At 63.9% G+C, this 25,557-nt stretch carries 17 protein-coding genes; 11 read left to right on the forward strand and 6 right to left on the reverse strand.

Annotated features, from left to right (window positions below):
- Together BLT65_RS42585 and BLT65_RS42590 are read right to left on the reverse strand one after the other, a co-directional pair.
- On the reverse strand, positions 1–298 hold a 298-nt coding region (locus BLT65_RS42585; protein WP_143036683.1), incomplete at its 3' end, for a transposase.
- Between the two features lie 141 nt (positions 299–439).
- The gene (locus BLT65_RS42590; RefSeq protein WP_091790130.1) at positions 440–895 is read right to left on the reverse strand and encodes a PaaI family thioesterase; all 456 of its coding nucleotides are present in this window, start codon (positions 893–895) and stop codon (positions 440–442) included.
- A gap of 241 nt (positions 896–1,136) precedes the next feature.
- On the opposite strand from BLT65_RS42590, the gene BLT65_RS42595 reads away from it, so the two are divergent.
- A complete protein-coding gene (locus BLT65_RS42595) occupies positions 1,137–2,747 on the forward strand; it encodes a methyl-accepting chemotaxis protein (RefSeq protein ID WP_042317339.1) in 1,611 nt (536 codons plus the stop codon).
- An 864-nt stretch (positions 2,748–3,611) separates the two neighbouring features.
- Here BLT65_RS42595 and BLT65_RS42600 read toward each other — a convergent pair.
- Positions 3,612–4,712 (reverse strand): AGE family epimerase/isomerase, encoded by a 1,101-nt coding sequence (locus tag BLT65_RS42600; protein ID WP_091790133.1) that lies wholly within the window; start codon positions 4,710–4,712, stop codon positions 3,612–3,614.
- 157 nt (positions 4,713–4,869) lie between these two features.
- On the opposite strand from BLT65_RS42600, the gene BLT65_RS42605 reads away from it, so the two are divergent.
- The 6 genes from BLT65_RS42605 (at position 4,870) to BLT65_RS42625 (ending at position 10,020) form a co-directional block, all read left to right on the forward strand.
- Positions 4,870–5,556, forward strand: coding sequence for an MgtC/SapB family protein (locus tag BLT65_RS42605; RefSeq protein WP_042317079.1), 687 nt, complete (start codon positions 4,870–4,872; stop codon positions 5,554–5,556).
- A gap of 206 nt (positions 5,557–5,762) precedes the next feature.
- A complete protein-coding gene (locus BLT65_RS42610) occupies positions 5,763–7,019 on the forward strand; it encodes a hypothetical protein (protein WP_091790135.1) in 1,257 nt (418 codons plus the stop codon).
- 69 nt (positions 7,020–7,088) lie between these two features.
- Positions 7,089–7,541, forward strand: coding sequence for a hypothetical protein (locus BLT65_RS46900; RefSeq protein ID WP_167306654.1), 453 nt, complete (start codon positions 7,089–7,091; stop codon positions 7,539–7,541).
- 443 nt (positions 7,542–7,984) lie between these two features.
- Positions 7,985–8,275: a hypothetical protein gene (locus tag BLT65_RS42615; protein ID WP_042317074.1), complete on the forward strand. Its 291-nt coding sequence runs from the start codon at positions 7,985–7,987 to the stop codon at positions 8,273–8,275.
- A 163-nt stretch (positions 8,276–8,438) separates the two neighbouring features.
- Entirely contained in the window at positions 8,439–9,368 is a 930-nt protein-coding gene (locus BLT65_RS42620) for a 3-hydroxyacyl-CoA dehydrogenase family protein (protein ID WP_208545895.1), read from the forward strand.
- A gap of 37 nt (positions 9,369–9,405) precedes the next feature.
- Positions 9,406–10,020: a flavin reductase family protein gene (locus BLT65_RS42625; RefSeq protein ID WP_091790137.1), complete on the forward strand. Its 615-nt coding sequence runs from the start codon at positions 9,406–9,408 to the stop codon at positions 10,018–10,020.
- A gap of 27 nt (positions 10,021–10,047) precedes the next feature.
- Here BLT65_RS42625 and BLT65_RS42630 read toward each other — a convergent pair whose 3' ends face one another.
- Positions 10,048–11,430: a polyhydroxyalkanoate depolymerase gene (locus tag BLT65_RS42630; RefSeq protein ID WP_091790139.1), complete on the reverse strand. Its 1,383-nt coding sequence runs from the start codon at positions 11,428–11,430 to the stop codon at positions 10,048–10,050.
- 247 nt (positions 11,431–11,677) lie between these two features.
- Between BLT65_RS42630 and BLT65_RS42635 the strand changes: the two genes are divergently transcribed.
- Complete coding sequence (locus tag BLT65_RS42635) at positions 11,678–12,331, forward strand: glutathione S-transferase family protein (protein ID WP_091790182.1); 654 nt, start codon at positions 11,678–11,680, stop codon at positions 12,329–12,331.
- Between the two features lie 852 nt (positions 12,332–13,183).
- Here BLT65_RS42635 and BLT65_RS42640 read toward each other — a convergent pair.
- Together BLT65_RS42640 and BLT65_RS42645 are read right to left on the reverse strand one after the other, a co-directional pair.
- Positions 13,184–15,154, reverse strand: a complete 1,971-nt coding sequence (locus BLT65_RS42640; protein WP_091790141.1) for a methyl-accepting chemotaxis protein — start codon at positions 15,152–15,154, stop codon at positions 13,184–13,186.
- 141 nt (positions 15,155–15,295) lie between these two features.
- A complete protein-coding gene (locus tag BLT65_RS42645; protein ID WP_091790143.1) occupies positions 15,296–17,821 on the reverse strand; it encodes a heavy metal translocating P-type ATPase in 2,526 nt (841 codons plus the stop codon).
- Positions 17,822–19,103: 1,282 nt separating this feature from the next.
- On the opposite strand from BLT65_RS42645, the gene BLT65_RS42650 reads away from it, so the two are divergent.
- The 3 genes from BLT65_RS42650 (at position 19,104) to BLT65_RS42660 (ending at position 25,474) form a co-directional block, all read left to right on the forward strand.
- On the forward strand, positions 19,104–20,519 hold the full coding sequence (locus BLT65_RS42650) for a DUF1254 domain-containing protein (protein WP_091790145.1): 1,416 nt from the start codon (positions 19,104–19,106) through the stop codon (positions 20,517–20,519).
- Positions 20,520–20,724: 205 nt separating this feature from the next.
- Complete coding sequence (locus BLT65_RS42655; RefSeq protein ID WP_091790147.1) at positions 20,725–24,513, forward strand: DUF748 domain-containing protein; 3,789 nt, start codon at positions 20,725–20,727, stop codon at positions 24,511–24,513.
- 193 nt (positions 24,514–24,706) lie between these two features.
- Positions 24,707–25,474: a peptidoglycan DD-metalloendopeptidase family protein gene (locus tag BLT65_RS42660; protein WP_091790149.1), complete on the forward strand. Its 768-nt coding sequence runs from the start codon at positions 24,707–24,709 to the stop codon at positions 25,472–25,474.
- The last annotated feature ends 83 nt before the right edge of the window (positions 25,475–25,557 follow it).

Raw genomic sequence — 25,557 nt, forward strand, 5'->3', positions numbered from 1 at the left:
TGCGGTCACGGGGAATCTCCAGCCGTAGCGGACCGTCGTCGGTCAGCACTGTCTTGCCGCTCTTGCCGTTGCGCTGGTTGGTCGCATCTTCTGGCCGCACGGCACCCGCCGGATAGCCCAGATGGTGTCCAAGTTCGGCGCCCAGCGCCCGCTCGATCAGCGCCTTCTTGAACGCCGCCGAAGCGGCATGCACCGCTTCGGCCGTCATCGGCCCCTTCACGAACTGGTCGATTAGTTCCTTCGGAATGGACGGCAACGCTGTCTGCGCTTCGGTGGTCGTCTTGGGTTTGCGTGGCATACATGCTCCTTGAGCTACATGTTATGCCTTGAACACAAAATCTATGACAGCCCCGCACAGGGGCGACGCGTGAAGCACGCTAACGAATCGCGGATGCCAGCAAAAAAGCAAAAACACCGAACAGCGTCGCAGACAAAAAAATCACTCATGCAAACGTCGCTCGTCATACGGAGCCCCAGCCTCCGTCCCATCCCCAATGCGATTGATAGTCCCTTGAGCGACAGCGACAAGCCGATCCTTATCCCCATCGGAAACAAACACACTGCACTGACAGGTAGCCTGCTGCCGCCCCACATACACCACTTCGGCCCGCGCCATCAGCACGCCCGTCATCGCGGGCCGCAGATAGTTGATCTTGTACTCACCCGTCACAACGCGAGGCCCAAGCGCCAGCGCGCCGGCAAAAGTGAGCGCGTTATCGGCAAGATAACTGATCACACCGCCATGCACGAAACCATGCTGTTGCCGCAATTCGTCGCGGATCGGCAGGCACAGCGTCAGCTCATTCGCACCGACATACATCAGTTCGGTGCCGAGCAGCACGCTGAATGGCTGGGCGTGAAGTGCGCCACGCGCCCGGTCGAGTAAGTCTGTCATCGTCGTTCCTTCGGGCATAACCCGCGTGGCGATGTCCCAACTCTAGGAAGCGCAAACGCGGCGCGTCAAGGAAATTCGAAGAATTGCACGGCAATTATTGTGCGAATCGACGTAATCGCGCCGCGTAAGCTTCCGAAATACGCACACACCAGGAATTTTGGCGACGAACACTCAAGGCATCGCCTGACATTGCCGTAAACCCGGATGCACTCCCGTCCTTCTCAGCAATTCAGGTGTTTCGATGTTCAGCAAGATCAAAGTTGCTTCAGGCTTGTTATGCGTTCTGGCCGCTTTCTGTATTTTCCAGCTGGTGACGGAGGGGCTCGGTTTCTGGTCGATGACCCGCACGCACGACGACGTCAACGATCTCGCGAACGTCGCGCTGCATCAGGTGGATGCCGTCAATGAGACGACGCAGCATCTGATGGACGCACGCATCAACCTGTCGCGCGCCGGCACGCGGATGGTGCGCGGCGGCGCGGAACCGACCGATATCGTCCAGCACGCGCGCGAGCAGCTCGCCGCCGCGGACCGATCGTTCACGGTCTTCATGAACGCCCCCAAACTCAACGACGAAAACAACGCGCGCGCCGCCGCGCTCAACGAGAAGTACCAGAAGATTCACACCGCGCTCGGCGAACTGGCGCAATACCTCGACGCGGGCAATATTCAGGCGTTCCTCGACCAGCCGACCCAAGGCATGCAGGACGCGTATCTGACCGAGCTGCACAACTTCACGCAATTCGGCGACGCGACGGGCCGCGCGTCGATGGATTCGATCGACGGACGTCAGACGCTGTTCCGCTCGGTGGGCCTCGTGATTCTCGCGTTGCTGCTGGCGGGGACGGGTGGCGTTTACGTGGCGTTGCGGCGCGGCGTCGTGGGTCCGCTGGAAGAGGCGGGCCGGCACTTCGAGCGCATCGCGCAAGGCCGCTTGAACCAGCCGATCGAAGCGCGCGGCACGAATGAAATCGGCCGTCTGTTCTCGGGCCTGTCGGTGATGCAGGCGAGCGTTGCGCGCACTGTGAAGACCGTGCGCGAAGCCGCCGATTCGATCTATATCGGTGCCGACGAAATTGCCACGGGCAACGCCGATCTGTCGGCGCGCACGGAGAATCAGGCTGCGTCGCTCGAAGAGACGGCGTCGAGCATGGAAGAGCTGACGGCGACCGTGCGCCAGAATGCCGACCACGCTCGCGAAGCGAATGCGCTCGCGGAGACTGCGCTTGATGCGACCTCGCATGGCAGTGAAGTCGTCAATCAGGTCGTCGCGAAGATGCACGGCATCGCGCAAAGCTCGGACCGTATTGCGGAGATCATCACGGTGATCGACGGGATCGCGTTCCAGACCAACATTCTCGCGTTGAATGCGGCCGTCGAGGCGGCGCGCGCGGGCGAGCAGGGACGCGGCTTTGCAGTTGTCGCGGGCGAAGTGCGCGGTCTCGCGCAGCGCAGCGCGCAGTCGGCCAAGGAGATCAAGGAACTGATCAGCGAGTCGGTCGCGGAGATTCAGGGCGGGTCGGTGCTGGTCGAGCGCGCGGGCGAGGCGATGCGCAACGTGTCGGAGTCGATTTCGCGTGTCACGCAGATGATGGCTGAGATTAGCGCTTCATCGCTGGAGCAGAGTACGGGTATCGAGCAGGTTAACCAGGCTGTCGTGCAGATGGATGAGATGACGCAGCAGAACGCGGCGCTCGTGGAGGAGGCTGCGGCTGCGGCTTCTTCGTTGCATCAGCAGACGCGGCAGATGAAGGAAGCTGTGGCTGCGTTTGAGATTTCTGATTCGGTTTTGATCTCGCATCGCACGCGGGGGGGATTGGCGCCGGTGCTCGGCGGGCATGTTGTTGGGTGAACGCACGCGTTTGGTTTTTTGCCTTTGCGTTGGGCATTTGCGTTTTTTGCCGTTGCGCCGCGGCCGGTTTGGTTGTTCTGGCCTTTGCGCTGGCATCCGCGTTTTGTTAGCGTGCTTCAAGCGTCGCCCCTGTGCGGGGCGGCACCTACTTTTCTTTGCCGCCGCAAAGAAAAGTAGGCAAAAGAAAGCGGCTAACACCGCCAACTCTTGTGTTTGCCTGAGGGCCCCCACAGGGTCTTACGCTTCACACGGCAACGTCCTTGTTCGCGTTCGTTGCCAACGCTTCGAATGAACGCCTCACCCACTTCAAACACCCGAACAAGAGCTAGCGGCAGCGAATGGTCTGCGCCGCCCAGGTGGCAAACTGTGTGTAGGTTGTCGCGTCGTATAGCTCGGTGCTCTTACAGGGTGGCATGCGTGCGCAATCGGTCCGAAGTGAGGCTTGTGTAGCGCTACGGCCTACACACAGTTTGCCACCTGGGCGGCCGTGGCATATCTGGTACGGCGTGTTGCGACGCGGACGCGTGAAGCGGGTGAGGCGTCAATTCAGAGCGTTGGCAACGAACACGAGTCACGTGATTGCCGTGTGAAGCGTAAGACCCGTTGGGGGCCCTCAGGCAAGAAGAAATGTTGGCGGTGTTAGCCGCTTTCTTTTGCCTACTTTTCTTTGCGGCGGCAAAGAAAAGTAGGTGCCGCCCCGCACAGGGGCGACGCTTGAAGCACGCTAACGAATCGCGGATGCCAGCGCAAACCCCAAAAAACCAAACCGGCCGCGCCGCAAAGGCAAAACGCAAATGCCAGCGCAAAGTCCAAAACACCCAACAACAACAACGCCCGCGCCGCGAAGGCGCACCCAACAAAACATCAGACGCAGGGCAACGCCCCATAAGCAGTAGCAAGATGATACGGCGTCGTCGACGGCATCTCCGCCCGCGAGACCTCACCCTGTTGCGTCCTGCATTCAACCCATCCACGCGCATTCAAAAACCGCGGCTGAAACCGCCCAATCTGCTGCGGCAACACTGCCCGCACCTCAGCATCATCATGCACAGCAAGCGCACGCAGATACTCGGTCTGCGCCCAGATCCGCTGCGTTGAATCCTGGACCCCACCCGCTTCATCGAGCGCCGCATGCACGCCGCCCGTCGCCGCATCGACGCCCTTTTCGTGCGCGAACATAAACGCGCGCGCCAGCGCCTCACGCAGGCCCGACCCGGCGAGCACATCGCCCGCCTGCCTCACGAGCCAGAACCATTCGAACTGATGCCCCGGCTCTAGCCGGTTATCCGCACTACCCAAGGGCAATTCGGCAATACACCCCGTCGGCTGATGCACGAAAGTACGCGCAATGGCGTCACCGAGCCTGGCGAGCGCCGTATCGAACGCGGCGTCCTGGGTAGCGGCGCGCGCCGCGAGCCATGCCTCCGTCAGATGCATCAGCGGGTTTTGCAACGGCATGCCGTCCCTGCCCGCGAAGCCGGCATCGAGCGCAGCGTGCAGCAGGCCGTCACGGGCAGCGAAGCGGTCCTCGATCAGCGACGACGCGCGATGCACGATGTCCAGTGCATCGCGGTTGCCCGAACGCGCGCCGTATTCGGCGCATGCGAACACAACGAACGCGTGGGTGTACAGGTCTTTGGTGGTGTCGAGCGGCACGCCTTGTGCGTCCACGCTATAGAACCATCCGCCGTGCGTGTTGTCCTGAAAGACATGGGTCAGCGATTCGAACAGACGCTGCGCATGCGGCATCTCGCCTGCCAGCGCGAAAACGAACAGCTGGCGCGCGCACGCCATTGCGCGGTAGCGGGTGACGGGCAGCGGAGTGCGGCCGTCGGCGGCGACGGCTTCGTACGGCAGCCCGAGCGCGTCGTTGAAACCCGGGCCTCGCCAGATCGGCAGGATGATGCGCGCGAAATGCTCGCGCAGCGCGGCTGCAAGCTCAGGCGTCGATGCAGTTGCATTCATGGTGCGGGAAGTCGAAAAAGGAACGAGAGGCGTATGCGCCGATGTTGAAGCATAAGGCAAACGGCACGCACCGGGCATCAGGGCGCAGGCGCCGTAAGACAGCGGCAAGGGCGAGGGCAAAGACAACGGCAACCGGCGACATCACAAGGAGAACAACATGATCGGCAATTTCGAACTCATTTCCCGGCTCGTGCTCGCGGCAGCACTCGGCAGCGTGATCGGCTTCGAGCGCGAGCGGCTTTCCTGGGCGGCGGGGCTGCGCACACATATGCTCGTGTGCGTTGGCTCGACGCTCATCATGATCGTGTCGGCGTTCGGCTTCGCGGATGTGCTCGGCAACCAGCACGTCGTGCTCGACCCGTCGCGGATCGCCGCGCAGGTCGTATCCGGCATCGGTTTTCTGGGCGCCGGGTCGATCCTGCTGCGCGGCGAGATCATCCGCGGCCTGACGACGGCGGCGAGCCTGTGGTCCGTCGCCGCGATCGGGCTGGCCGTCGGCGGCGGATTGTACACGGCGTCGATCGCCGCGACGATCATCATTCTGATCATTCTGGCCGGCATCAAACCGATCGAGAAGCGCTTCATCACGGTCAAGCAGCGCCGCCAGCTGTCGCTGCTGGTCGAGCGCGGCTCGATGACGTTTCATACGCTGCACGAGGCGCTCGGTCCGGCGAGCCCGCGCGTCAAACAGTTCGTCATGCAGCAGAGCGACGACGATGCGCAAATGGACGAAGTGATGATCACACTGCACCGCGTCTCGTCGACGGAATATGCGGCGATCTGCGGTCAATTGCGCGCGCTCCAGGGCGTGAAGGAATTTCGGGACAATGGCGAGCCGGCATGAATGGGATCTGCACATGATCGTCTGGCGACGGGCGGCGCGGGTCGTGGCAAGTTTGACGCCGTTGCATGAAATGCCGTCCCAAAAAGGCTGCGATCCGCTTCTGTGACCCTCTTTGCATGAGACAATGCGGGCTCTAGAAAAATACCGACGGCAGCGGTGACGGGCGCCTTGAATGGCGACGAACGCTGCGCTCCCGCTTTTCCTACATGGCAGATTCCGCAGAATCCACGATTTCCCGCCCGGCGCGCGCCCGTTCGCAGAATCGGCGCACGTCCACTGTCTCTCCCGAAACCGAAAACAAGCTTGCGCGCGCCGCACGCTCGGCGCAGCGTCTCGCGCAACTGAGCGATGCCGCACGCGACGGCAGCACGCTCGACCTCTTCCCCGACGACACCGCGCGCGCCGAGCAGCAGGCGATGAGCATCGACGTGCGGCAAGGCACGCTGCAAGGTTTCGAATTGCCCGATGTCGTGCTGGCGGCCGTCGGCGCGCCGGATGGTGTGGGCTTTGCGGCGGGTTCGGCGGAAGGGAAGGCTGCAGTGCGCGGAGCGCGGGGCGCTGCGGCGTCGAAGGATCTGGCGGCTGGTGCCGTTCCGCACGACGGGCAGTTGGTGATCGATACGGAAGCGGGCACGTTGGAGCCGGCTGTCGCTGAAGGACAAGCGCTGGCTGCTTCCGGCGATGGTGAAGTTGCGCCGGCGGCCACGAATCCGGCTCAGAACGCCGCTCCGGATGCGCCGACGCAGCCTGCGTCGCTGGCGGCGGCGAGCGTCGTGCGCAGCGTCGCGGTGTTGCGGCAGATTTCGCCGCCGACCGATGCCGCGAATGCCGCCGCTGCCGCCGATACCCAAAGCGAGAGTTCGCCTGCGGCCGGCGGTTTGGCGCAGCGTTCCGCGAACCCAGACAGCAAAACAGCACCGGCGGCCGCGTCCGAACCGTCCGCGCATGGCGCCAGCGCGGCGGCCTCGAACGCGCAGCCCACACGTCCCGCGCCATACATTCCGCCGCCGCAGACGCACGGGCCGCGCGCCACACCCGAACTGGATCACGCACGCGCGACCGCGTTCGCCGATACCGTCGATGCGCTCTACGGCGTGATCGCCGACCAGCGCCGCGCTGCCGACGACCACACCCGGCGCATGAAATGGATGCTGACGATCGTCGTCTGCGCCTTGCTGATGACGATCGCGATTGGCATCGCGCAGACGCTGTTGCTGTTCCGCCTCTCACACCAGTCGACCGCGCACGAACAGCGCATCGAACAGATGATGCTGAACCAGCAGGCGACGCTCGCGACGCTGCTCGACACCGATTCGTCGACCACGAGCCTCCCTGTCAGCGTCCAGGCTCCGGCGGCGCCAGCAACGCCGGCACCCGTTGCACCGGCGGCAACCAGGCCCGCCGAAACGCACGTTGCTCACGCGCAGCACGCCCAGAAGCGCAAGTCAGCGCACACTCACTAAGCCTCGTCCGCCGCCCGTTGCGCCCATCTGCGCGGCGGGCTTTCTCCAGTTCCTGCCTAACGCCGCCGCGTGAGCGCCGCTGCTCGCACAACAGTGGCACAGCGCGCAACTAACCGTCTGCAGCAAATCGCACCGCCGACACTCGCGGCCGTCCGTTGTATCCACGCATCAGCCTTGCAAAAAACAGGGGCGGGTCTGGAAGCCGCATGCCGTGGACATGTTGCGATGCAATATTACCTGAAAGGCCATGCGGCGAATGACCGCACCGAAAAATTGCTGCATTGCACTAGCTTTCGGCTAGGGAAAACCCTATACTTCTTCATAAGGGAAAACCCTGAACCACCAACCCAACCGGGAGTCGCCATGAACTATCTTTTCGCGCTGTTCCAAAAGGTTAGCGACCTCTTCGCGTCGCCTCACTTGCCTCTGGATTCGGATTATTCGTACGAAGCACGTCATCGCGAAGCGGAGCGTGTTCGCAAGTCGCAAGCAACCTTGTTCGGCGTCCGTCTCACCGACTAATCGGTAGGCCGCCCATAAAAAGACGTTGCACTGCGCATCTCGCCGCCATCCAGAAGCGGCGAAACTGAAAAGCCCGGCCTTGCCGGGCTTTTGTTTTTGCGCGTCAGAAAGCCACTAAGCGCCTCGAAGAAACCGCCTCCGTCGTTGCGCGCACCGTCGTAATCGCTCGCGCATTATTTCCACGCCGAAATGAATGTAACAGCGGCTTGTCGGACGCAGACCCGTCGCGCATAGCCAAACCGCGCACAGCCTTGTGAAAACACGGCAAATCCCCGTGCGAACCCGCAGTCGTCGCCCACATCGTATGAAATGTGCGCTTACAAGTCCTCACGTCTGTGAAAGGTCTGCGCCGCTAAAGTGGGTCTCAAGCGAACGGCGAATCTCATGACCGTCCCGGTCGATCCAGCCATCGCTCGCAACGAAACTCGAAAGGGAGAATAGCCATGAATGCCATCAAGAAGACTTCGCGTTCGATCGTCGCCGCGCTGATCGCTGGCGGCGCACTGCTCGGCGCAGGCAGCGCCTTCGCGCAATATGCACCCATGCACACGCAGCCCGTTTATGAGCAGCCGCACATGATGCCGGTGGGCGTGCAGGTCAACATTGGCTGGCACGGCGACCGTTACTACGACGGTCACCGCTACTGGGCGCACGACGAGTGGATGCGTCATCACCCGCACGATCGCGACCCGTACCATGACCGCGACCATCGTCCGCCGCAGGGACGCTACTAAGACCATCTGACGGCACGCTTCGCGCCGCCAGATGCGGAGTGAAGGACGGAACCAGGGCCGGCCGCTCGCAAGAGCGCGCCGGCCTTGTCGTATCCGCCGTCGAAAAAATATGCACTGCGCTATGCTTTTGAACTTCGATCAACAACACACACAGAAACGGGGAATGGGTTTGAGCAAGCCAGTCGTAGGCGTAGTGGGAACGGGATTGATGGGCGTCGGCATTGCGACGCAAAGCGCGCTGCACGGACACAGGACGATCGTCCACGACATCGATCCAACGCGGCTCGAAAGCGTCGCGCCGAAAGCGCGAGCCGTGCTCGACGAACTGATCGACGCGGGCCGCATCGACGGGCAGGCAAAAGAAGATGCGATGTCGCGCATCGAAACGAGCGCCACGCTCGATGACATGGCCGACGCGCATATCGTGATCGAGGCGATCCCCGAAGTACTCGAACTGAAGCACCGCCTATACGCACAGTTGAATGAAGTGCTGCGCGACGACGCGATCCTCGCCAGCAACACGAGCGGCTTCCCGCCCGATCAGTTGACCGCGCCGCTGCGCGCGCCGGAACGCTTCCTGATCGCGCACTTCTGGAATCCGCCGCACATGATCCCCCTCGTCGAAGTCGTGCCGGGCAGCGACACGGCGCAGCACGCGATCGACTCGACCGTCGCGCTGATGCACGCAATCGGCATGGAGCCCGTCGTCTTGTCGAAAGCGATTCCGGGCTTCGTCGGCAACCGGCTGCAATTCGCGGTGCTGCGCGAGGCGCTGAACATCGTGCGCTCGGGCGCGGCGACACCCGATGTCGTCGATCGTGTGATGAAGGCGTCGCTCGGCAAGCGCTGGGGCATCGTCGGGCCGTTCGAAGGCGCGGACATGGGCGGCCTCGATACGTTCGTCGATATCAGCACGCACCTGATGCCCGCGCTCGCCAAGGACGAAGACGTGCTCGATCTGCTGCGCGAGCAAGTGCAGGCGGGACGCGTCGGCGTGCGCAGCGGCGCGGGCTTTTACGACTGGGACGATGCGCAGACCGCGAAGGTCAAGGCGGGACGCAGGCGCGTGATCCAGGGCAACGGAAAGAACTGAGCGGCACGCGACGGTCAACTACAACGAGAGCGACATCATGTCGGACTTCTATTTCTACGATCCAGCCACCGGCCACGGCCTGCCTCACGATCCATTCAAGGCGATCGTCGCGCCGCGCCTGATCGGCTGGGTATCGACGCGCGCGGCGAGCGGTCAGCTGAATCTCGCGCCGTACAGTTTTTTCGGCGCATTTTCGACCTTCCCGTCGATCATCGGATTCGCTAGCGAAGGCCGTAAGGACAGCATCCGCAATATCGAAGAGACGCGCGAGTTCGTCTGGAATCTGGCGACGCGCCCGCTCGCCGAGCAGATGAACCGCACGTCCGCGCCCGTCGCGGCGGACGTCGACGAGTTCCAGTTGTCGGGACTCACGCCCGTCGCGGGGCGCAACGTGTCGGTGCCGCATGTCGGCGAGTCGCCTGCCGCGCTCGAATGCAAGCTGCTGCAGATCGTGCAGTTGCATGATCTGAGCGGCAAGCCAATGGACAACTGGCTCGCGCTCGGACAAGTGGTCGGCGTGCATATTCGGAACGCGTATCTGAAGGACGGTCTGTTCGACACGCAGGCCGCGCAGCCGATCATGCGCGCGGGCTATCGCGCCGACTACGCGCAGATCGGCGAGATGTTCCAGATGATTCGTCCGACGTCCTGATTCCCTGATGGGCGCTCGCCAAGAAGCTCATTCGGTGGCGGGCTCGTCGGAAGCCAGATCGACGTCGACCGCTTCCGTGGCGGCGGGCGTCGTGCCCGCCGGCGTCGTCGCGCTCGACGCGGCCGCCGGCGCGAGCGTCAGCGACGCCTGCGCGCCATGCGTGGCGACGGGCACCGCACGCGGCTCGTTGTCGTGAATCACGGCGCGGATGCGCGGATAAATCTGCCGCTCCCAGCGTTGCCCATTGAACACGCCATAGTGCCCGACGCCCGTCTGCACATGATGTGTCTTCAGATACGGACGCAACCTGTCGCACAGATCCTGCGCCGCGAGCGTCTGCCCGACGGCGCAGATATCGTCGCGCTCGCCTTCCACCGTGAACAGCGCGGTGCGCCTGATCTTCGACGGCTCGACCCGCCGTCCCCTCACTTCCAGTTCGTGCAGCGGCAGCGCGTGCCGCTGAAACACGGTATCGACGGTTTCGAGGTAGAAGTCCGCGGTCAGGTCCATCGTCGCGAAGTATTCTTCGTAGAAGTCGCGGATCGCTTCTGCCTTCTCCGGGTCGCCCTTCGAGCGCTCGTGATACATCGTTTCGAACGACTCCAGATGCCGTTCGAGATTCATCGCCATGAACGCGTTCAGCTGCACGAAGCCCGGATAGACGCGCCGGAACGCGCCCTGAAAACCGAACGGCACCGCGCTGATCAGATTCTGTTCGAACCATTCGATCGGCTTGCTCTTTGCAAGCTCGTTCACGCGCGTCGGGTTCACGCGCGTGTCGATCGGGCCGGCCATCAGCGTCATGCTGGCGGGCTGCGCGGGATGGTCGTCGGCGGCCATCAGCGCGACGGCGGCGAGCGCGGCCACCGTCGGCTGACAGACGGCGAGCAGATGCGTACCCTGGCCGATCGTGTCGGTGAAGTCGATCACATGCTGCACGAACTCGTCGAAGCCGAAGCGACCCGCCGAAAGCGACACATCGCGCGGGTTGTGCCAGTCGGTGATGTAGATGTCGTGCTCGGCGAGCATCGTGCGAACCGTGCCGCGCAGCAGCGTCGCGAAGTGGCCCGACATTGGCGCGATGACCAGCACGCGCGGCTGCGGCACATCGAACGACGCGTGCTTGCGGAAATGCAGCAGCGAGCAAAAGGGCGTCGACTGCACGACTTCTTCGATCACATCGACGGCTTGCCCTTCGACCTCGACGCTGTCGATGCCGAACGGCGGGCGCACATGTGTGAGGCCCGCGAGCGTCAGCAATTCGGCCGATGCGCGCAGCGTCCTGCCGGATGGCGTGGCGGCGTACTCGGGCCACGCATCGAGTACACCCTGTACCAGCGATGCGCCATGGCGCAACGGCAGCATGAAGTTGGCGAACGCCTGGTACGCCGGATAAGCGAGCGGATTCATGGCTTTCGCACGAAGAGAACTTGAGCCAATGAGAGGCAAGTCACATGCCAAGGGAGCTGAATGTTGGCGTTGGCGGAATGGCTTGCTGCCGCGATGCATTGGCATAGTCCTTGCGCGCCCTTCCGTAAGGTGCCGGTTATGCCGCGAATTGGTGCGAACATGCCCGGTATCGTGCATCGCGGTACTGCGAAACACGCCGCGATGACCCTCTGTGGAGCGAGACATGCCCAATCCGATGGCTGACACGATGGCTACCAGCACCCTGACGATCAGCAGCCGAAACTATTCCTCGTGGTCGCTGCGCGGCTGGCTGCTGGCGAAGTTCAGCGGCTTGCCGTTTGAAGAGATCGTGATGCCTGTTGATGATCCCGCTGCGCGGGCTGAGTTGCTGTTGCTGTCGCCTTCCATTCTCGTGCCGTGTCTTGTGCATGACGGGATCAAGGTGTGGGACACGTTGGCTATTGCTGAGTATCTCAACGAAGTGCGGCCTGAAGCTGGACTGTTGCCGAAGGATCGTAAGGCGCGCGCGCATTGCCGTGCGATATGCGGTGAGATGCATTCGGGGTTCAGTTCTTTGCGTTCGGCGTTGCCCATGAACCTGAAAGCGCACTTTCCGGGATTTAAGGTGTGGGCGCGGGCGCAGTCGGATATTGATCGTATTGTGACGATCTGGCGTGAGTGTCTGGAGGAGTACGGGGGGCCGTATCTGTTCGGTGAGCGTAGCGCGGCGGATGCGATGTATGCGCCTGTTGTTACGCGCTTTGTCACCTATGATGTGCAGCTTGATGCCGATATTGTTGCTTATGGGCGGGGGATTCTTGCGCTGCCTGAGATGCAGGAGTGGATCGCTGCAGCGCAGTTGGAAGTCGATGAGATCGATGAGCTTGATGTTGAGTTTTAGGTGCCGCTGGTTTGGTTTGCTTGTGCGTTCGCTGGCATCCGCGATGAGGTGTTTGCTGCGCAGGCCGTTTGGTGTTTTATCTTTGAGCTGGCATCCGCGATTTGTTAGCGTGCTTCACGCGTCGCCCCTGTGCGGGGCGGCACCTACTTTTCTTTGCCGCCGCAAAGAAAAGTAGGCAAAAGAAAGCGGCTAACACCGCTAATTCTTGTTCCTGCCTGAGGGCCCCCAAAGGGTCTTACGCTTCACACGGCAACATCTCTGTTCGCCTTCGTTGCCAACGCTTCGAACGAGCGCCTCACCCACTTCAAATACCCACACCAAGGCTAGCGGCAGCGAATGGTATGTGCCGCCCAGGTGGCAAACTGTGTGTAGGTTGTCGCGTCGTATAGGGTTGCGCTCTTACTAGGTGGAACGCATGCGCTATCGGTCCGGAGTGACGCGTGTGGAGCACAAGGGGCCGACACACAGTTTGCCACCTGGGCGGCGGTGGCATATCTGGCAAGGTGTGCTGTGACACGGACGCGTGAAGCGGTTGAGGCGTCAATTCAGAGCGTTGGCAACGAACACGAGCCACGTGATTGCCGTGTGAAGCGTAAGACCCTGTGGGGGCCCTCAGGCAAACACAGGAATTAGCGGTGTTAGCCGCTTTCTTTTGCCTACTTTTCTTTGCGGCGGCAAAGAAAAGTAGGTGCCGCCCCGCACAGGGGCGACGCGTGAAGCACGCTAACAATACGCGGATGCGAGCGAAAACCCAGGCAAACCAAACCAAACCGCCCACGCCGCGAAACCACAACGCGGATGCCAGCGCGAAAACTAGCGGACCGCCCAGCGTCGCAGACAAACTAAAAACCCCTAATTGTGTCCACCCAGCTTGAACACGGACACAACTTCCGCCAGCTTGTCGGCCTGCGCACTCAGATCGGCGGCCGCCTGCTCGGCATCACTAACTAGCGCCGCATTCTGCTGCGTCACTTCACCGATCTGCGTGACGGCGGTGTTCACCTGCTCGATGCCGCTCGACTGCTCCTTCGAAGCGACGCTGATTTCGCCAATGATCGTCTGCACCTGACCAACCCGCTCCACAATCGAGCGCATCGTCGTGCTCGCTTCCTCGGCAATGCGGAAGCCGCTCGACACCGTCGCCGTCGACTCAGCGATCACGCCTTCGATTTCCTTCGCCGCCGCCGCACTGCGCTGCGCAAGCGCGCGCACTTCCGACGCAACGACCGCAAAGCCCTTGCCGTGCTCCCCGGCACGCGCCGCTTCCACAGCCGCGTTGAGCGCGAGGATATTGGTCTGGAACGCGATGCCTTCGATAACCGTCGTGATGTCGGCGATTTTCTTCGACGACTGGCTGATCTCGCCCATCGTCGAGACGACGCGCTCGACTGCACGGCCGCCGTCGAGCGCCGCTTCCGATGCACCCGACACCAGCGTGTTCGCCTGTGCCGCGTGACCGGCGTTCTGCTGCACCGTCGACGTGATCTGCTGCATGCTCGCCGCCGTTTCTTCGAGGCTCGCGGCCTGCGTGCCGATGCGCGATGCGATCTCGCCGCTGCCAGCCGCGATCTTCGCGGTGCCTTCCGTCATGTCGGCCGACGCGCTGCGCACCTGCGTAACGATGCGCGCGAGCCCCTCGCCGATGCCGTCGATGGCCTGCATCAGGCGGCCGATTTCGTCGGCGCGCCGTTCGTGGCTCGCCGACACGCGCACGCTCAGATCGCCCGATGCAAAGCGCTCCGACGCCTTCGCCGCTTCGTCGAGCGGGCGCGATACGAGCCGGCGCACGGCGATCAGGAACACCACGGCGAACAACGCGACCAGCACGAAGCCGATCAGTATGAAGCGGTTGCGCGTGGCGATCACGTCGGCCATCACTTCGTCGCGCTTCGCGACGCCGCCGACCAGCCAGTTCCATTCCGGCACCGTGACGAACGACACGAACTTGTCTTGCGCCCCCGTTTCGCCGAGCGTCGCGTCCGCGCTCGAATATTCGATCTGGCCTTCCTTTTCGTCGATCATGCGCTTGTACGGCGCGGCGCTCTCGTCGCCCACCTGGCCGGCCGCCGCCGGATGCACCATCAGCTTGCCGCGCTCCGCGCCGTTCGACGCGTTCAGCACGAAGTAATAGCCCGTGTCGCCGATCTTCAGTTGGCGGATGCCGTCTTCGACCGACTTGATCTGCGCATCCACGTCGACGCCGACGAACAGCGCGCCGATGACCTTGCCGCTGGCATCGGTGATCGGCCGGTACTGCGTGATATAGCGCTTGCCGAATAGCGTTGCGAGTCCCGTGAAGGTCTTGTTGCCGGCGACGGGGCCGTAGGCGGGGCCCTTGCGATCGAGCAGCGTGCCGATCGCGCGCGAGCCGTCCTGTTTTTTCAGCGAGGTCGTCACGCGCACGAAATCGTCGCCCGTGCGCGCGAAGATCGTCGCGATGGCGCCGCTTTGCGCAAGAAACTGGTCGGGAATCGAGAAGTCGTTGTTCAGCACCTTGTCGCCAGCCTTGAATACGGGCGTCGGCGTGCCGGCGATGTCGATCTTCTGCGTCTCGTCGAGCGCGTAGCCGGGCGGCAGGAAACTCGCGAACAGCGTCATCGAGCGGCCCACTTCGGCCGTGAGCGCTTTGTCGAATAGCGAGATCATCGCGGCGATCGAGCGGTCTTTCTCGGTGATGCGCGACAGCACCTGATCGCTGATCTGCGTGCCGGCCGTGCGGGTCACGGCGAACGTGAAGGCGGCAAAAATGGCGGCCACCAGCGCGCACGAGAGCATGGCGAGCCTGGCGCCCACGCTGGCGCGGCGCAGTGAAAGGATATCCATGAGGGTCTGCAGGTAACGGGATTGAAGCTGCACCGCTGTGCCGCGCGCGAGTGCGCGCGGCGCCGAAACGGCAGCCTGAACCCTGTTAACGGCACGCCAAACGTTTTCCTTTAATTTTGAAAGCTAGAGTGTTGATTCAGATCATTGCGACGAACGCCAGGTTCGTAGTAACAGCGCGTTCGTCACGACGCTCACGCTGGAGAACGCCATCGCCGCGCCCGCGATCATCGGGTTCAGCAGCCCGAACGCGGCGAGCGGAATGCCGATCAAGTTGTACACGAACGCCCAGAACAGGTTCTGCTGGATCTTGCGCCACGTGCGGCGCGAGATGTCGATGGCGTCGGCGACCAGCGCCGGATCGCCACGCATCAGCGTGATGCCCGCCGCGTGCATCGCCACGTCGGTGCCCGTCGCCATCGCGATGCCGATGTCGGCGGCGGCGAGCGCGGGCGCGTCGTTGATGCCGTCGCCCGCCATCGCGACCACGCTCGACGTGCGGATCTTCAGGTCGTGGACGACGCGCGCCTTGTCGGACGGCAGGACCTGCGCGTACACCTCGTCGATGCCGAGTGCGGCGGCGACGCTTCGCGCGCTGCCTTCGTTGTCGCCCGTCACCAGCGCGCTCTTCACGCCCATGCGCGACAGCCGTTCGATCGCGGCGCGCGCGCCCGGCTTGAGGGTGTCGCCGAAAGCGATCAGCGCGAGCGCTTGTGCTTGTGTGTTGGCTTGCGTTTCGAATTGCGCGTCCGTCTTGCCGCGCCCGATCAGCCACGACACCGTGTTGCCTTGCGCTTCGAGCTGCTGGGCGCGGAGGGCGAGGGCGGGCGACGGCGCGACGCCCAGTTCGCCGAGCCAGCGGCTACTGCCGATAGCGAACGTCTCGCCGCCGATATCCGCTTCCACGCCGCGCCCCGCGACCGCGCGCGCGTCGCCGCTGACGGGCAGCGACGCGTCGCCGCCATCCGCTTCGAACGCTTTCACGACGGCTTTTGCGAGCGGATGCTCGCTATGCCGCTGCACGGCCGCCGCGAGCGCCAGCGCGTTTAAACGGCCCACGCCGTCCGCTGTCTCGAACGCCGTGACGGACGGCTGGCCGACCGTCAGCGTGCCCGTCTTGTCGAACGCGACGACGCGAACCTGGTGCGCGATTTCGAGCGCCTGCGCGTCCTTGATCAGCACGCCGTGTCGCGCGGCGACGCCCGTACCCGCCATGATCGCGGTCGGCGTCGCGAGGCCGAGCGCGCACGGGCAGGCGATCACCAGCACTGCGACCGCGTTGAGAATCGCCGTTTCGGCGCCGTGTCCGGAGATCAGCCAGCCGGCCAACGTGACGAGCGCGATCACCAGAATGGCGGGGACGAAGATTTCGCTGACGCGGTCGACCAGCCGCTGGATCGGCGCTTTCTCTGCCTGCGCCGTTTCGACGAGCCGGATGATGCGGGCGAGCGTGGTCTCGGCGCCGATCGCCGTGGTCGTCACTGTGATCGCGCCTTCGCCGTTGATCGACCCCGCCGTCACGCGGTCGTCCTGCTGCTTCGGCACGGGCAGGCTTTCGCCCGTAATCAGCGATTCGTCGATATGCGTGCGGCCTTGCAGCACGGTCCCGTCAACGGGCACGCGCTCGCCTGGCCGTACCGCGACGAGCATGCCGACGCGCACCTGCGCGAGTGGCACTTCATGCTCTTCCGTGCCGACGACGATGCGCGCGCGGTCCGGACGCAGCGCGTTGAGGGCGCGGATCGCGTCGGTGGTCTGGCGCTTGGCGCGCGCTTCGAGCCACTTGCCAAAGCGCACCAGCGTAATCACGACAGCCGATGCCTCGAAGTACAGATGCATCGTGTCGCCGGGGTGCAGCGCCATCTGGTAGACGCTCACGCCATAAGCCGCCGACGTGCCGAGCGCAACCAGCAGATCCATATTGCCCGCGCCCGCGCGCACGGCTTTCCACGCGGCGCGGTAGAAGCGCGCGCCGAACACGAACTGGACGACGGTGGCGAGCGCGAGTTGCAGCGTGGCGGGCAGCATCGCGTGCAGGCCGAGGGGCTCCGCGAACATCGGCACGATGAGCGGCAGCGTCAGCAGCGCGCAGATCACGACCGCGCCGAGTTCGCGGCGCACGGCGGCGCGTGCGGCGGCGTCTTTGTCTTCGGTGGCGGCGGGCGTGGCGTCATCGGCGGAGAGAGGCGTCGCCTGATAGCCGGCTTTCGTGACGGCCGCGATCAACTGATCGACGCCGACCGCGCCGTTGGTAGTGACGGTTGCTTTTTCGGTGGCGAGATTGACGGACGCGGAAGTCACGCCGGGAATCCTCGCGAGCGCTTTTTCGACGCGACCGGAGCACGCCGCGCAGGTCATGCCGCCGATCGCGAGTTCGGCTGTCGATTGCGCGTCGGCAGCGGGCGGCGGCGCGTCGTTCAGCGGCTGCGCGTCGTAGCCGGCCTTACGGATGGCGTTGACGAGGGTATCGGTGGTGACGGACGCGTCGGCATCGACGGTTGCTTTTTCGGTTGCCAGATTCACGCTTGCCCGCGCGACGCCCGGCACTTTGGCGAGCGCCTTCTCGACGCGCAGCGCGCAGGACGCGCACGTCATGCCCTGAATGTCGAGTTCCGAGGATGCCGCCGGGCGGGACGTATCGGCGGCGCGGGGTGGTGCGAGTTGGGTCATGGCTGGGAGGCTCCAGTTTTTGCGCTACTGCGCATCATTGGAAGCAGTATCAGGCTTCCCATGATGGGAAGGTCAAGGGGCTTTTTCGTATTTGCCTGACGGGGAAGGGGTGCGTGCGGGGGCTACGGTTTGGTTGTGTTTGGCTGTTCTGGGGTTTTCGCTGGCATCCGCGTTATGCCTTCGTGCTTCGGGTGATGCCCTCCGGTGTTTGGGCCTTTGCGCTGGCATCCGCGTTTTGCCTTCGTGGCGCGGTCGGATTGGTTTGCTCGTGTTTGCGCTGGCATCCGCGATTTGTTAGCGTGCTTCAGGCGTCGCCCCTGTGCGGGGCGGCACCTACTTTTCTTTGCCGCCGCAAAGAAAAGTAGGCAAAAGAAAGCGGCTAACACCGCCAGTGCTAGTTTTTGCCTGAGGGCCCCCACAGGGTCTTACGCTCCACGCGGCAATCACGTGACCCATGCGCGTTGCCAGCGCTCTTGCAGTGCGCCTCACCCGCTTCACGCACCCGCGCTCGCCATGCCGTGCCAGCTATTCCACGGCCGCCCAGGTGGCAAACTGTGTGTAGGCCGTAGCACCTCAGCCGCCTCACTTCGGACCGATTGCGCACGTGTCCCACCATGTAAGAGCGCTAACGTGTACGTCGCGACAACCTACACACAGTTTGCCACCTGGGCGGCACATACCATTCGCTGCCGCTGGCTCTTGTTCGGGTGTTTGAAGTGGGTGAGGCGCTCATTCGAAGCGTTGGCAACGAACGCGAACAGAAATGCTGCCGTGTGAAGCGTAAGACCCTGTGGGGGCCCTCAGGCAATGAGAGATGTTGGCGGTGTTAGCCGCTTTCTTTTGCCTACTTTTCTTTGCGGCGGCAAAGAAAAGTAGGTGCCGCCCCGCACAGGGGCGACGCTTGAAGCACGCTAACAAAACGCGGATGCCAGCGCAAACACAAGCGAACCAAACCCGCCCGCGCCGCGAAGACTCAAACGCGGATGCCAGCGCAAAGGCAACAACCCCACCCGGCATAGCCCGCGCCACGCAGGCCCCGCCCCACCACAAAACAATCAAACAAAAACTCAAAAAAACCAACAAACAACACCCGAACCAAAGACGGCACATCAAAACACCGCTGAACACTCACATTAACTTGCCCCCGCGACGCGGATAAGTTAAAACGCGTTGTCAGAAAAGGAATGTCAGGACATTTCGGCAAGTCCGGCGCGAGCGGGGGCTCGGCGGACCGGGCTCGTCCTGGCTCAGGCATGTGACACCCAGGACCGCGGTTCATCGAATGATAAAAAATCGCCGAGAAAAGTTTCCGTTTCAACTCGCCTGCGCGGCGCTCGCAGGCATCGCATTTCTCACCGGGTGCGCGTCGACTCCTATTGTGGCGCCCAAGCCCACTGGCTGGATCAAGGACGAGGTCGCCGACTCCTACGTATTTGCCTATCCACTTGTGCTGATGGGCGCGTCGCGCGACGCCGCCGTGGGCACGGGCCCCGGCCAGGCGCCCGTCAATACGCTGCGTCATGCGTCGGCGCTGCCGCCCGTCGGCGCGCACAATCCGCCGACGCCCGGCATCGACACGCTCGATTCGACTGCGTGGCTCGACGTCGGCGATGAACCGGTGATCGTGTCGCTGCCCACGTCGGCGGGCCGCTATGTGGATGCGCGCGCGCTCGACATGTGGACCAACGTGCTGTGGTCGGCCGAACAGCAGGGCGGCTCGCGCGTGTCGGGCATCAAGGCGCAGACGGTGGCGTTCGCGAAACCCGACTGGAAGGGCGATCTGCCCAAGGGCGTCAAGCGTATCGACGCGCCCACGCGCAATATCTGGCTCGACGTGCGTATCCAGTCAAACGGCGGACGCGATCTGACGGCCGTGCGCAAGTTGCAGCGCGGCATTCGCGTGGTGCCGCTGTCGGTCTATACGGGCGATGCATCGGCGGCATCCGTTGCGCCGCGCACCATGCCCGCCGACGCAAGCGTCTCCGGCACGCCCGCCGAGCAGGTCGCCGCGCTCGACGCGAAAGGCTTCTTCGACCGCCTCGCGCGGCTGCTGCCCGACAACCCGCCGTCGCCCGCCGATCCGCACGCGCTCAAGTTTCTCGCCGACCTCGGCGTGAAGCCGGACGAAGCCGTCGAATTGCCCAAGTCGGCCAGCGACGCGATCGCCGGCGGTCTCGCGGACGGCCACACGCGCGTCGCGACGCCGCCCACCAACATGCTGACGGCCAACGGCTGGAGCTGGTTCGGCGACGGTGTCGGCAACTATGGCCCCGACTACGCACTGCGCGCCTATGCGTCGTACGCGCAGCCGGGCATCGGCACGAAGGACGACGAAGTGCGCGGCAACGTCTCGCTCGACAGCGACGGCCACGCGTTGAACGGCGCTAACCGCTATGTGATGCACTTCGAGCCGAACCAGGTGCCGCCCGTTCGCGGCTTCTGGTCGATCGCCGCGTACACGAAGGACGGCGCGCTCGGTGACACCACGCCGGCACGCGCGTCCGTCGGCGACAAGGCGGGCGTGCGGCGCAACCGCGACGGCTCGATCGACGTGACGGTGTCGTCGGCGAAACCGCGCAGGGCGTCGAACTGGCTGCCCGCGCCGCGCGGCGATTTCCAGCTCGTGCTGCGTCTCTACGCGCCGAAGCCCGAAGCCAGCGACGGCACCTGGCAGCCGCCCGCCGTCGTGCGTCAATAAGCGAAGGACGTGTCCGCCGCATCACGGCTGGACACGTCCTCGCAACTGAAATCGGGCCACTTACACTTTCTAACGTTTATTTGCCCGCAACGGTCGTCATTCTCATGACATTTGATGGTTTGGCCGAAGTACACGACGTATACTTCGGCCAAGCTGGACATTCGTCATCGCGGCGTGTTCTGCGCCGCCCTACCCGCGACCAAGCATGGCAAGCCCGACCAAAGCATCACTCGCTTCATCCTTTCAGACCGTCCGCGAAGTCGCGCAAGGCCGGCGAGCAAGACGCATCGTTCTCGTCGTATTCGTCGTGCTGGTCCTGTTCGGACTGCTCGGCTTTTTCGCCGCGCCGCCGCTGATCCGGCATATCGCCGAACAGCAGTTGAGCGAGCAACTGGACCGGCCGGCCAGCATCGGCCGTATCTCGCTCAATCCGTACACGCTCAATTTCGAAGCGGACCGCGTGCATATCGGCGACCGTGGCGGCAAGGGCGATTTCGTCGATATCGAGCGGCTGATCGTGCGGACGTCGTGGAGCTCGATTTTCCGGCTCGCGCCCATCGTCGATGAAGTGCATCTCGATTCGCCGCGCTTCACGATCGTCCGCTACGACGCGCAGCGCTTCAACTTCAGCGACCTGATCGAGAAGTTCTCGAAGCAGCCGTCCAAGCCCGACAGCAAGCCGGCGCAGTTCTCGATCTCCAATATCCGCATTGAAAACGGCAAGATCACGTTCGACGACCGGCTGCTCGGCGTCACGCATGTCGTCGATGAATGGCGCCTCGGCATTCCGTTCATCGCCACTTTGCCATCCAAGACCGATATCTTCGTCGAGCCGCTGCTGCGCGCGCGTATCGACGGCAGTCCGCTCGCCATCGACGGTCGCACGAAGCCGTTCGCGGCGTCGCGCGAATCGGAAGTCTCGCTGCGCTTCGAAGGGCTCGACGTGCCGAAGCTGCTGTCGTATTCGCCCGCAAAGCTGCCCGTCACGGTGCAGGCTGGCAAGCTGTCGAGCGACCTGAAAGTGAGTTTCGTGATGACGGGCGACGCGCCCACGCTGCGCATCACGGGCACGACGGATCTCGCCGACATCGACGTACTCGACGAGCATAAAGCGCCGTTCTTCGCCGCGCGCTCGCTGCATGTGGCCGCGCAGACGCTGGAGCCGCTGAAGAACGTCTATCGTTTCGACGACATCCGCCTCGACGCGCCCACCGTGAATCTCGCGCGCGACAAGAGTGGCGTGCTGAGTGTGCAGCACACGTTCGCTCCGGCGCCCGCGCCCGCGTCAGCGCCCGCCAAGGCGGCAAGCGCGCCCGCGGCGGCTGCGGCATCCGGCGCGAGCGGCGCCGAGGCCGAAGCAGCGAAGGCCGCGCCGCCGCTCGACCTGCAGATCAAGCAATTCGAACTGTCGAACGGCACCGTCGAAATCCAGGACGCAGCGGCGTCGCGGCCCGTGTCGGCGGGGCTGAACAATCTCGCCGTGGCGCTGGCGGACTTCTCGACGCTCGGTAAGACTCCCGCGCGCTATACCGTCAAGACCAACGTCAAGAACCAGCCGCAGAGCGCGCTCGCCGTGTCGGGCAACCTGTCGCTCGCCGCGAAGACGGCCGACGCGAAGATCGACCTGAAATCGGCGCAACTGCCCGTCATGCAGCCGTATCTCGACACCGTGACGGCGGCGAAGGTGCTCGACGGCACGTTGAGCGTGCAGTCGAACCTGACGGCAAACTGGTCGAAGGAGCCCGTCGATGTGCAGATCGGCGCAAGCCAGATCGATCTGCAATCGCTGAAGCTCGCGACAGGGGACGCGAAGCAGCCCGTCATTTCGATCGCAGACGGGAAGGCGGGCATCAAGCGCGTCGATCTGGCCGCGCGCAAGGCGGAACTCGATTCGGTCGACGTGACGGGCCTGTCCGTCGACGCGCAGCGCCTGAAAGACGGCACGATCGATCTGGCCGCGCTGGCTGGCCCGCCGCAGGAGCAGGTACACGAGCGCACCGTGATCCACGCGGCGAAGAAGGCGACGCAAGAAGGGCCGGCGTGGCATTACAGCATCGGCGAGCTGAACCTGAAGGATGGCGCGGCGACCTTCACCGATAACACGACCGCGCGACCCGTCAAGCTCGCCGTGAAGCCGCTGCAACTGAAAGTGCAGAAGATCAGCGACGACCTGAGCCGCGCGCTGCCCGTCGAACTGCAGGCAACCGTCAACGGCAAGGGCACGCTCGGCGTGAAGGGCGACGTGACGGCGACGCCGCTCAAGCTCGCGATGAAGATCGACGCTAACCGGCTGGATGCCGCGGCGCTCGAGCCGTACTTCGGCAGCAAGCTGAACGCGACGATCGCGAGCGCGCTGCTCAATGCAAGCGGCGATGTGACGCTCGCGCAGGGCGACAAGTCGAAGGGCCTGCGCGCGACGTATCGCGGCGACGCGGCGGTCGTCGATGTGCGGATGATCGACAAGGCGACCTCGGACCCGTTTGCCGGCTGGCGCTCGCTGGCGCTGACGGGCATCAAGGCCAATTACGACGAGCGCGGCACGGACGTCGATGCCGCGAAGGTCACGTTCGCGAATTTCTACGGCCGCGTGTTGCTCGACGCGCAAGGCAAGCTGAATCTGAAGGACGTGGTCGCGCACGAAACAGGCGCGCCGCAGTCGCTCACGCGCGACCAGAGCGCCAAGGGCAAAGAGCCGATTCCGCTCGGCGCGCCCGCCGCTTCCGAAGCACAGGCTGCCGTGCCGGCTTCCGCCGCGTCCGGCGCGAACACGTCGGTGACGGCGGCCACGCCGCCGCAAAGTCCGGTGCGCCTGCACTTCGGCCAGCTCGTACTGCAGAACGGCCGCGTCACCTACACCGACAACTTCATCAAGCCGAACTACACGGCAAACCTGGTCGCGATCCAGGGCACGATCGGCGCATTCGGCACGGACTCGAAGCAATCGGCGCCCGTCGACGTGTCCGCGAAGCTCGCCGCCAACGGGCCGATCACGATCCGCGGCTCGGTGAATCCGCTGATCGCCAAGCCGGCGCTCGATCTGACGGCAACGGCGCACGGCATCGAGTTGACCAACCTGACGCCCTACTCGGCGAAGTACGCGGGCTATCCGATCACGAAGGGCAAGCTGAACGTCGATCTGCACTATCAGTTGGTCAACGATCAACTCACAGCGAACAACCACATCTTCATCGATCAGCTCACGTTCGGCGATCACGTCGACAACGACACGGCGACCAAGCTGCCCGTGAAGCTCGCCATTTCGCTGCTGAAGAACTCGCGCGGCGAAATCGACGTGGACATTCCCGTGTCGGGCTCGCTGTCGAATCCGGAGTTCAGTGTCGGCGGGCTGATCTGGCGCGCGGTGCTGAATCTGCTGCAGAAGGCCGTGACGGCGCCGTTCTCGCTGCTCGCGCATGCGTTTGGCGGCGGCAGCGGCGAGGAACTCGGCTACGTCGAGTTCGATCCGGGCTCCTACGCGCTGTCCGACGCGTCGCAGAAGAAGCTCGACATGATCGTGAAGGCGCTCTCCGACAAGCCGTCGATCCGCCTCGACATCATCGGCCGCGTCGATCCCGCCGTCGATCAGCCGGCGCTGCGCACGGCCTATGTCGACCGGCTCGTGCGTCAGCAGAAGCTGAAGGACGTCGTAGGCAACGGTGAAAGCGTCGACCCCATGACGATCAAGGTCGACGCCAACGAATACGACAAGTATCTGACCAAGGCCTATAAGGATTCGGACTTCAAGAAGCCGCGCAACATCGTCGGCCTGACGAAGACGCTGCCCGACGACGAGATGAAGACCGCGCTCGCCGAGCATGCGCCCATCACGGACGCGAGCCTGCGCGATCTCGCGCAGCGCCGCGCGCAGGCGGTGCAGCAGTACTTCGAAGGCAAGATCGACAACAGCCGCGTTTTCATCGTGGCGCCGAAGCTGGACGCTTCAGGTATCGACGACAAGGGCGCGACGACGCGGGTGGATTTCGGCTTGAAGTAACACGCTGACGGTTCTTCACGTGTTTGCCGCTTTTTCGCGCAAGCGCGTTAACAATCGTCAAGGATGACTGAGCGATCGCGCGTAGGGTCAACGCATCGCGACGACGTTCGTTTAGGATGCCAACCCTTGTGCCAGCGGGCTGCGACATGCAGCCCGCCGGCGCATCCGATGCCATCCTTCCGATCGTCTTCCAATGAACATCTTCAAACCGTGCCGCCAGGCCACGCAGCGGCTATTGATCGCGAGCGCGGCATTGGCGCTCGCCGGTTGTGCAAGCGCGCCGTGGGGCGACCTCTTTACCGGTTCGCCCGATGCGCGCCCGCCCGCGCTCGAGGCGCCTGCGCCTGTTGCGGCGGGCTTTTATCGCGTGAATCCGGGTGATACGCTGGCGGGCGTTGCTGCGGCGTTCGGGCGTGATCCCGCGCAGGTTGCCCGCTGGAACCGTCTGCCCAACGACTACCCTGTGAGCGTCGGCCAGGTGCTGCGCGTGGCGCCTGATCCTGCGGCGGTGTCCGGGCCCGTGCAAACGGGCGCGCCGGAATCCAGGGTTGCAACCGGCAATGTCGCGCCGCCTGCTGCGCCCTCGCAGCAGGCGCGCTTCATCTGGCCCGCCTCGGGGCCCGTGACGTTGAATGCTGGAGACGGCCAGTCGAAGGCTATTCATATCAATGGCACAGTTGGCGAGACGATTCGGGCGGCGAGTACCGGCCGCGTGATCTACGCAGGATCCGAGATCAAGGCGTATGGGCTGCTCGTCATCGTCAAGCACGACAAACGTTTCGTGAGCGCCTACGGCAACAACGCGAAGCTGCTCGTCAAGGAAGGCGACGCGGTCAAGCAAGGCCAACCCATCGCCGAAATGGGTGCTGCCGACGATCCCCATCCATATCTGATCTTCGAACTGCGCGACGGCACCAAGGCAGTCGATCCACAAAACTACCTGCCGAAACGTTCGGGCTGACCCGATCGCCTGGCGACGCGCGTCGTGCTCCGTCCTGCGGACCGGTCCGGGTTCTGCGCGACCGCCGCCGAAGCGCATCGCAC

Source organism: Paraburkholderia steynii (assembly GCF_900100565.1).
Classification (GTDB): domain Bacteria; phylum Pseudomonadota; class Gammaproteobacteria; order Burkholderiales; family Burkholderiaceae; genus Paraburkholderia; species Paraburkholderia terrae.

Bases quoted from the DNA above. Each gene is read 5' to 3' on its own strand.
- BLT65_RS42590 (WP_091790130.1), bottom strand. From the start codon at position 895: ATGACAGACTTACTCGACCGGGCGCGTGGCGCACTTCACGCCCAGCCA.
- BLT65_RS42595 (WP_042317339.1), top strand. From the start codon at position 1,137: ATGTTCAGCAAGATCAAAGTTGCTTCAGGCTTGTTATGCGTTCTGGCC.
- BLT65_RS42600 (WP_091790133.1), bottom strand. From the start codon at position 4,712: ATGAATGCAACTGCATCGACGCCTGAGCTTGCAGCCGCGCTGCGCGAG.
- BLT65_RS42605 (WP_042317079.1), top strand. From the start codon at position 4,870: ATGATCGGCAATTTCGAACTCATTTCCCGGCTCGTGCTCGCGGCAGCA.
- BLT65_RS42610 (WP_091790135.1), top strand. From the start codon at position 5,763: ATGGCAGATTCCGCAGAATCCACGATTTCCCGCCCGGCGCGCGCCCGT.
- BLT65_RS42615 (WP_042317074.1), top strand. From the start codon at position 7,985: ATGAATGCCATCAAGAAGACTTCGCGTTCGATCGTCGCCGCGCTGATC.
- BLT65_RS42620 (WP_208545895.1), top strand. From the start codon at position 8,439: ATGGGTTTGAGCAAGCCAGTCGTAGGCGTAGTGGGAACGGGATTGATG.
- BLT65_RS42625 (WP_091790137.1), top strand. From the start codon at position 9,406: ATGTCGGACTTCTATTTCTACGATCCAGCCACCGGCCACGGCCTGCCT.
- BLT65_RS42630 (WP_091790139.1), bottom strand. From the start codon at position 11,430: ATGAATCCGCTCGCTTATCCGGCGTACCAGGCGTTCGCCAACTTCATG.
- BLT65_RS42635 (WP_091790182.1), top strand. From the start codon at position 11,678: ATGGCTACCAGCACCCTGACGATCAGCAGCCGAAACTATTCCTCGTGG.
- BLT65_RS42640 (WP_091790141.1), bottom strand. From the start codon at position 15,154: ATGGATATCCTTTCACTGCGCCGCGCCAGCGTGGGCGCCAGGCTCGCC.
- BLT65_RS42645 (WP_091790143.1), bottom strand. From the start codon at position 17,821: ATGACCCAACTCGCACCACCCCGCGCCGCCGATACGTCCCGCCCGGCG.
- BLT65_RS42650 (WP_091790145.1), top strand. From the start codon at position 19,104: ATGATAAAAAATCGCCGAGAAAAGTTTCCGTTTCAACTCGCCTGCGCG.
- BLT65_RS42655 (WP_091790147.1), top strand. From the start codon at position 20,725: ATGGCAAGCCCGACCAAAGCATCACTCGCTTCATCCTTTCAGACCGTC.
- BLT65_RS42660 (WP_091790149.1), top strand. From the start codon at position 24,707: ATGAACATCTTCAAACCGTGCCGCCAGGCCACGCAGCGGCTATTGATC.